The sequence below is a fragment of the Myxacorys chilensis genome, from assembly GCF_059505265.1.
In genome coordinates this window covers 1-7,244 of the sequence record NZ_JCACKG010000142.1, presented here as the reverse complement: position 1 = coordinate 7,244, position 7,244 = coordinate 1, and the positions used below count along the sequence as shown (strand labels likewise).

Genomic DNA, 7,244 nt, shown 5'->3' with positions numbered 1-7,244 from the left:
TTATTTCACTGCCTTGCTGATTGAACTTCGCTGAAATGTCAACACAACCTAGTAGATATTGAATTGAGCCAGGAAGAACTGATTGCCAATCACCTAGAGAATTATTCGCTTCTGGTGTGGATTCAAGATCGCGTTGAGTTGGCAACGGCAAGTCTGAAGACACGGGTAGAAATCCTCTGATAGTTGGTGCGCGAAAGAGGAGTGGTAGTCCAGCAACCGCATTCGTTATGCCAGCAGTTTTTGCTGAGCGGAATTGCACCAAATGTTGAAATCCTTGCCACCAAAGGGTAGAGCCTGAACCGTTAGCGAGAGAGCCAGCGATCGCTGCTTGTCCTTGAGTATAGTGAACGCTCAGGCGCAAAGCACTCAACCCCCAGTCTCCCTGCAAACTTGATAAGAGCGCATTCAGGAAGATAGGCTGAACTCCAGTAGTCTGAGGTGGAGCTACTTCAAATGGCTTAATCACTGCAAGATTGGGAATTGGATTTGGGTTGAATTGAGCTTCACGAAATCGAAGTTGACGCAAGGGAGACCTTAAAGCAAAACCTTTCTTGCTACTGAGAATTGGATCTTGAATGTTTACGGGAGCAAAGCTATGTTGCACAATCAGCGGAATTGCTCTTTCATTGCTAGAGTCTCCCTTATAAATTTCCCGAAAGCGCAAGACAGCAATTGGAGATTGCTGATAAAGCAGTTGATGGCTTTGTTCAGCCCAAGCGTTAGCAAGTTGAACAATGGTTTCTCGATCTTGATAGAAAGTGAGTTGATCGCCTTGCTTGCGCACTCGGCACGTGAACTTTGTCTGAACATCAGTAATTAACCATTCTTCTGCATCACGAGTAATCTGAACTTGATCTGAAAGGATAATTTGGTTTCGCTTACAGACTGCTTGGATTTTCCCTTTATCGAGATTATCGGTACCGGAGACTTCCTTGCTGTCAACACTAAATTTCTCTGATTCCCAGGTATAACTAGAAACTGGTCGTAATAGTTGCTCGTCTGTACCAAGACAGAGTAACTCTGCTACAATCAATCGCAATTTGCCTTGGTCTATATCCGTTTGGTTTAGAGATTGAAATTGTAGACTTGAATAGGGACTAACAGCTAGACTCTGTGGGATTGGATTCGGTTGATCATCCCCACGTTTAAGACGGGTAGGTAAAGCGGTTGCTGCAACATAATGTTGTTCGGGAGCATCGGAATCTGTTTGAGCAGTATTCAACCACTGAATCAGCAGAATACCTGTCAATAACCACCCATAAGGGATTGAATTTGGATCGTCATTTGCTATCACTCCCTGTAAGAGGAGCAACTGCTCAGACTCCTGACTTGGGCTCGATGTGAACTCAAATGGCAGGACTACCTGAGGAGGGTAAAAGTCCCGCTCAGGGCTAAACAGCTTAGCCAGGGCAACCTCGCGGCTGAGACGTGCAGCAGTCTCAGGCAAAGAAGCCAGAATACTCTGGAAAGAAGATGATTGTCGATCGAGAGGAGGGTTCTGAACACGGAACCAACTTTCCTCTAACGAAAGAGGGCTGAGGCGTGCCCATAGACGACCTGAGATTGTGTCGAGTCCAGACACATCAACAGACATTTGAGTTCGATCTGCCCAATGTGTGAGAGCAAGAGTAATACGGGGAATTTCTCCTTCTTCTCGGAACTTGCGCCAATAATACAAGTGCAAGATAGGATCAACTTGAAGTGGATTGATGTTTTCCAGCGTTTGCTGATCTATACTTCCAAGCTCTAACTTATCTTCAGACTCAACTTGCAGTCGTCCTAGGAACGGCATGACCAGAAGCAACCACTTCGGATCAGTAGGATCGGAAGACGAATAATCCGGCAAGCGACTGAGGGCAGCTTGCTGTATCCCATTCGGCAAGTACTGCAGGGCAATTAGATCGCTTAGGCGATCTAGGGGAAATTGTCGAATCCACAAAGGCATACTGGCTTCGACAAGAATGATACGATTTGCCGAAGTTGAATCTGTTCTGTCATTAAGCAGCAGTTGTAATTTTTCATTGAAAAGAGGTCGCAACCCCGAGCGCAGATAACCATTATTTAGGTCTAGCTCTGCCGCTGGACTAATGATTTCGATTTCTTGATTAAGCAAGGTGCTGAATTCTTTGGGTGAAAACCAACTGACTTGCTGCACAGTTGTCCATTGGTAGTCTTTAGAAGCAGTTATCGTTTTCAAATCATCACTTGAACGAACATCACTTAACTGATGTTCTGCGATTATTAAGTGTTTCCAAACCTTCTCTAAGTTGAAAAGAATTGGACTGTTCATTCCAGCGACTAAGCAATCTGAGGGAATACGGTGCTGGTTATATAAAATCTTGAGCGTGTGACGAAGATGATCATACAGAGGTGGGTCTTGAGATACAGAAGTTGATTGAACTGAGGAACCAGCCTGAAAGTTCTGAGATACTTCCTTGGAGATTAATGCGCGATCGTAGATAGCTACCAGATGATACTCTCCTAGCCACTGATAGGGTTGATCTTCGCCCATGTTTGCCAAAAATAACTTGAAAGAATTATCCCAATCCTTGAACTCGCCAGGATAGTTCTTGCTTTCGCTGCGATTCGGCTCATAGAGTACATTGTTGATGTATAGATTAGTCTTACCGTCAGCAGCCCGAGTGAAAACCAAGTGAGTTAATTTAGGTTCTATAGCTGGTTTATTTGGATCTGTTATGTAGGCAGGCCAGCCCCAGACCCAAGCTCGATCGGGATTAATAGGGTTTCTTGAGGACGTTCGACGTAGACGAATACTCCATTGATTAAGCGCAAAGCTCGGAACCCCTTGAGTAACTGCAAAGTTAAGTGATGTGAAACTATCTGTAGCTTGATCTTCAACTGCCAGATTCAGTATGTTTTTTACTTCTGCCCCGCTTGTAATACTATCTTTATCAGGCTTAATCCAAAGCTCAATCGTGATCTCATTCGTGGTTTTGCAGGCTTCAATAATCTTCTGGGCAGGAACGTCTGATCGAAGCATAGTCCCTGCTGCGACATTTAATGAATCTAGCTGCCAGCGTGGCTGTGATGAACTTAGAATTGTCAGGTTTAGAACTGGATCGATACCAGAGATATCCCTTACGATGTTTCCTGTACCTTCCTGAAAGGTATAAAGAACTTGTAACCCAGTAGATACGCGTTCATATAAGTGAGCAGGCGGTAATGAAAGTTTTGTCCCTTCAACTTTCATTCCACTTGGCCAGGAAATGAGATTGGTCATCTCCACGACGCCATTTAAGAGTAGACATTCTTGCCATTCTTTTGGTCCTGCTGCTTTGTTCTTGAGTTCTCCTGTATAACCAATCACTAAATCTCCAGACGAGGAAGCAAAAATTTGACGCCAGCGATCGTGTTCGCGATCGCCTTCAGTTGCTGGCAAGAAGTTTCCCCAGCGTGCGTACAAAATCGCCTCAATAGCAGCGCTTTGAATTTCTATATGAGGAATGCCATTTATCCCTGATTCGGCTGTAAAAGTTAGAGTAACAAAGCCTGATATTTTTTCAGGTGCAATTTCTATTCCAGGCAGTAAATAGTATTTATTATTCTGGGTATCCTCCTGACCAGCACAACTTTCCCAGTTAAATTGAAGAGAGTTATTAGTAGAAATAAGGGACTGATCGGAAATCAAAATTGCAAGCTCATCGACAAATAGATAACCGGTTTCCCAGGTATGATTAGCTTGATGAATTAGAGCATATTTCAAGTTTGCATAAAACGCTGATCGACGACTTGGGGCATCTGATGAAGGTTGGAGATCGCCAACCTTGATATCAAACCGCGAATCTACAGATGGAACGAAGTAGAACTGATTATCTGTGACTTTGGAAGTTAAGGTAACTGTAGCGTTGATTAAACGAATTGTGTTCTGAGCATTAGTTGGTGCTAACGGGTCAGAGTTTAGAAATGTCAATTTCAGGTTGATAGCTGATTGGCGAACAGAAAAGCTTAGTTTATTCTCCGTTGTCAACCATCCATTTGCCCCAAAACATTGAAACTTAAGTTTGAAGTTTTGTAGTTCAATTACTTGGTCTTGCTCATTGAGCGCGATCGCTCTCCATTCCAATCGAGGTGAACCACTTGGCTTGCTATCAGTTGCATCACCTGCAGCTAGGGTTTTCGACGCACGATCTGTGAAGAACCATTCGCCGTATGGTTCCATTGCACCTTCGTCAGGCTTAAAAGGTGGCTCAATTGAAACACTTGTCAATTTAAGGTTTAACCCTTCGTTACGTTCAAAGACTAAACGAACTGCGTTGCTAAGATTTTCTAACTCCTGGCTATTTTGCAAAGGGAGTTGTAATCGACCGACCAATTCAATGCTTGAAATGTATCCAGCCGCTTTAACCCCTTTAACTAAAACAAGAGGGTAAAAATCAAGGCTAAAAAGTGCTAGGGGTAATTCTGCTTTGGCACTATCTTTACCTGTTAAGCGCCATTCATAGCCATTCAGGTAATTATATTCCCGCGAGTGAGCTTCAGGATCATTGATATCTTCAGCCGCTTCTGACAGGGTTTGGAGGCGATCGAACGTATTATCCTGAAATGGTAAATCTTTAAACCAAAGTTGCCAGGTCTGTTGATCATTCAGTTGAAGTTCAAGCACCTTGAGCGTTGTTGTGAGTTCACAAGCACGATCTTCTAACTGAACAGGTGTAATTAAAAGTGAACTATTTTCATTTTTTTGACTTGGAGCACGAGACAATCCCCGCTGATCGACAATGTTGCCAGCTTCCTTGCTTAAATAAGCTGCCATACTGCCTGCAGTAATGCTGAAAGCATGATCATTGCCGTTAGAAGCAACGTATTGGAGATCCCCATTAGACTGAGTAAACTGACCTGAGATGCCTTCTAACGCAGATTTGCCCTCCAGCTTAAGTGCTCCAGCCGTTCCATTTGTATTACTAAGCGTCAAGCTTCCTGGATACTGGCTGAGATTCCAAGATGGAGTCACCTCCCATTGCAATGGTTCAATTAGGTTTTTAACATAGGTTTTATTATCCTGGGTAGTCAAACCGAAGACCGCATCTGCAGCAGCTAAACTTGCTCGTTCAGACAGTTGCCGCCAGTGTTCACAGCAGAAGTACGTCGGGCATTTGAATCAGCCGTAGAACGACGGATGCTGATAAACTGCCGCTGTAGCTGTCCAAGTTGTCTGGATGATCGGGGCGGCGATATTGAAGCTCCTGGGCTGAGTCGTAATCTCCTAAACCGTTCCCTACTCGGCGACTGGCTAGCTCAAGCCCGCTCTAACCAGACCTTGAACTTGGATGATGGCACTGGTAACCCAACAGTATCACCCACTCCTATCTCTGAGCAGATTCGACTCTTACTGGAGAAAGGGTATCAGGCAGTTTACCTTCGTGTCCCTAGCGATCGCCTTCCCTCTCTTTGTGCGGCGATCAGTTACCTAACCGATGCTGGAATCGACACAGATTTGGGTATGGTCTTTCCCATGATCACTGATATTCAAACCATTTATCCAACTGACCTGACTGTTAATCAGCTGCCCGTCATTGAAGTTACTGTACGTCCTATCAAGTGAGGTCTATCCTGTGGCAAAGAGATCGACCCTACAACGCAGTGGTCAGGCAATGATTTACAACTTCTTGCTGAACGAGGTGCTTGCCTCTCAGTTAGGAGGTAACTATGAATTTTGGATTGTTGCGCCTTGGGTTACAAACTTCCGGCTAGCCAATCCTTACTATGTCTCGTTTCAGGAGGTTGTGGAGACCAAGCAGGATTCGCTGCACTTGTTTGACGTACTCCATCAGATCTCAGCAAATGGCGGGAGAATTTACATTACCGTTGGCAGTGATAAAGAGTACCACCCTGCGTTGAAGTTGTTGGCTAGCCGCAGCGATCGCATTCAAGTGCGGCTTCTATCTACGTTACATACCAAAGCTTACGTTGGTCGTTACGGTGGGCTTGATGGTTCTTTGAACCTGACTGATGGCGGGGTTAATCAAAACGCTGAATTATATACCTACTGCCATGATGAACGGAGTATCGCCGAGCTACGACAACTTTGTGTACAACATTTTGAACAGGCGGTGCAACTGTCATGAAATTTCAGTATGAGATTGTTCCAAAACTTGGAGGTGCTGACCAAATAGGACTACGTCTTAAATGCATAAGTGAGCTACAGGCAGAGGAGTTGCACCGGGCAATTCGGGAACGATTCAAAACGACTAAATTGATGCCTTCCCATCATGGAGAGTACACCCATTTTGTCTACGTTACCGCTACTGAGGAAAATCTAAGGCAAACATGGTCATCAATTGAAGCAGCCTATCTTCTCAATACTCCTAAAGTAGAAGCTGACTACTCCGAACAATCAGCAAAAGCAGTTCAAACATTCAAATCCTGGCAAATTCAATTTCGCAACATTCTCAAACAACTTAATGAGGATATTCCCCAGCCAACCAGTACTGTACAAAGCATTAATCCAAGCCGTTTAGAGCAACAAATTAGCCAAGGACAAATTGTAGAAGCGGAAGAACGATTACTTCAGCAATCAAGTTCTGGTGACGGCAATGCTTTGCGTGCTTTGATTACCCTTTACACTCGTACATCTAAAGCCGCTCAAATCATCGAACTTTGTTCAACTAAGCGTGATGAGATTTTAGCCTTACCTGTCTCTGGAAGGCTGGTTGAACAAATTGTCTCTGCTTACCTGCAAGAGGCTCAGCAAGAAAATATGCCAGATTTGCTGCTTTCTGCCCAGCAAATCGCTCAGGAGTTTTTACCTGAATTGGAGCGTATTCGTCAGGCTGATGGAGTACGGCAGCTACTGCACCAGGCGCTCAAGCCGCAAGAGACTATGGAACAAGTAGCCGATGCTACTCTTAATGAGCAACTGGCTCAATTAGTGAAGGTGGAACCTGGAAAGCGTATTCCTCAGCTAGAGGCATTGAAGGTCAAGCATCCCCAATCAACCTCTGTTTTACTTGACTTAGCAGCAGCCTGTACAGCAATCGGAGAGGAAGACAAGGCTTTAGAACTGTACCAATCAATTCCTGTTAAAACCGAAAAAGATCAGGATACTGTCAAAGTTCGACAGGTAGAACTCCTGCTATCTAGTAGCCGCTTTAAAGAAATAATTGACTTTCTACCAGAACCGATTGCTGCGCTCCCTCCCACTTTAGCTGGCTTGAAGGGTGCAGCTCTGTATGAAATGACACCCAAAAATCGGACAGGGAGCTAAGAGTAGTATCCTTGTTCAG

General features: G+C 44.5%; 4 protein-coding genes. 3 read left to right on the top strand and 1 reads right to left on the bottom strand.

The genetic code is table 11. The features are described 5' to 3' along the window. Window positions 1–5,032, bottom strand: a 5,032-nt coding sequence (locus tag AC5JLB_RS10550) for a LamG-like jellyroll fold domain-containing protein (protein WP_495873791.1), incomplete at its 3' end; no start/stop codon positions are given. A 54-nt stretch (window positions 5,033–5,086) separates the two neighbouring features. Between AC5JLB_RS10550 and AC5JLB_RS10545 the strand changes: the two genes are divergently transcribed. The 3 genes from AC5JLB_RS10545 to AC5JLB_RS10535 are packed head-to-tail and all read left to right on the top strand — an operon-like array spanning window position 5,087 to window position 7,225. Further along, on the top strand, window positions 5,087–5,563 hold the full coding sequence (locus AC5JLB_RS10545) for a hypothetical protein (protein ID WP_495873790.1): 477 nt from the start codon (window positions 5,087–5,089) through the stop codon (window positions 5,561–5,563). 10 nt (window positions 5,564–5,573) lie between these two features. Continuing rightward, complete coding sequence (locus AC5JLB_RS10540; RefSeq protein WP_495873789.1) at window positions 5,574–6,086, top strand: hypothetical protein; 513 nt, start codon at window positions 5,574–5,576, stop codon at window positions 6,084–6,086. Next, complete coding sequence (locus AC5JLB_RS10535) at window positions 6,083–7,225, top strand: hypothetical protein (RefSeq protein ID WP_495873788.1); 1,143 nt, start codon at window positions 6,083–6,085, stop codon at window positions 7,223–7,225. The genes AC5JLB_RS10540 and AC5JLB_RS10535 overlap by 4 nt, the downstream gene beginning before the upstream one ends. The last annotated feature ends 19 nt before the right edge of the window (window positions 7,226–7,244 follow it).

Excerpts from the sequence above, each read along its gene's own strand:
- AC5JLB_RS10535 (WP_495873788.1), top strand. The coding sequence starts at position 6,083 with ATGAAATTTCAGTATGAGATTGTTCCAAAACTTGGAGGTGCTGACCAA.